Origin of the sequence: Corynebacterium urinipleomorphum, from assembly GCF_900155535.1 — a bacterium.
GTDB classification, from domain to species: Bacteria; Actinomycetota; Actinomycetes; order Mycobacteriales; family Mycobacteriaceae; genus Corynebacterium; species Corynebacterium urinipleomorphum.
In genome coordinates this window covers 1-828 of sequence record NZ_LT706955.1, presented here as the reverse complement: position 1 = coordinate 828, position 828 = coordinate 1, and the positions used below count along the sequence as shown (strand labels likewise).

Below are 828 nucleotides of genomic sequence, written 5' to 3'. Positions count from 1 at the left end.
TGAAGTGTCCTGGGTTTAGTTCCGATCATTTCTAGAGAAGGATTGGAATCATGCCAAGGAAGTACAGTGACGAGTTCAAGGCCAAGGCAGTGCGTTTGGCTGAGGATCTCGTTGAGCTCGAAGGGTGTTCGAAATGGGGTGCAGCCGTAGAGATCGGTGAAAAGCTCGGCATTCCAGCGCACACGCTCAACGATTGGTTGAAGCCGAATATGGCCTCGTCCGATGTTGAGATTGGCGCCGGCGAGTCAGCGGCTGACGAGCTGAAGCGGCTCCGGAAAGAGATTAAGGAGCTACGCAGGGCTAACGAGATCTTGAAAACCGCGTCAGCTTTTTTCGCGGCGGAACTCGACCGTCCCACCAGAAGATGATCGAATACATCGATGCGTATCGCGATCGCTTCGGGGTCGAGGCTATCTGTCGCACCTTGAAAGAGACAGAATGTGGGTTCATCACCTCTCGCGGTTACCGAGCAGCGAAAGCACGAGCGCCGTCGGCGAGGAGTTTGTCAGATGCGCTGCTTATTCCTGAATTGGTGAGGGTCTACGAGGACAACTTCAGCGTCTACGGGGTCCGCAAGATGTGGAAGGCTATGCAGCGCGCCGGCTGGAACATCGGTCGTGATCAGACCGCGCGTTTGATGAAGCAAGCTGGTATTCAAGGCCGCAGGCGTGGCCGCACACCGATGACAACGCTTCGGGCCAACGTGCCGGATTGCCGCCCTGACCTGGTCAACCGTGACTTCACTGCACCCGCGCCGCACCGGTTGTGGGTCGCTGACATCACCTATGTGCGCACCTTGTCTGGTTTTGCCTACACCGCGTTTATCAC

1 pseudogene and 1 other annotated feature are annotated in these 828 nt (G+C 56.6%); the pseudogene reads left to right on the top strand.

Features of this window, described 5'->3' with window-relative positions:
- Positions 1–50 precede the first annotated feature (50 nt).
- Positions 51–828: pseudogene (locus CZ338_RS11000) on the top strand (IS3 family transposase); the annotation flags it as partial.
- Positions 326–425: a sequence feature (AL1L pseudoknot), on the top strand. It overlaps the preceding pseudogene by 100 nt.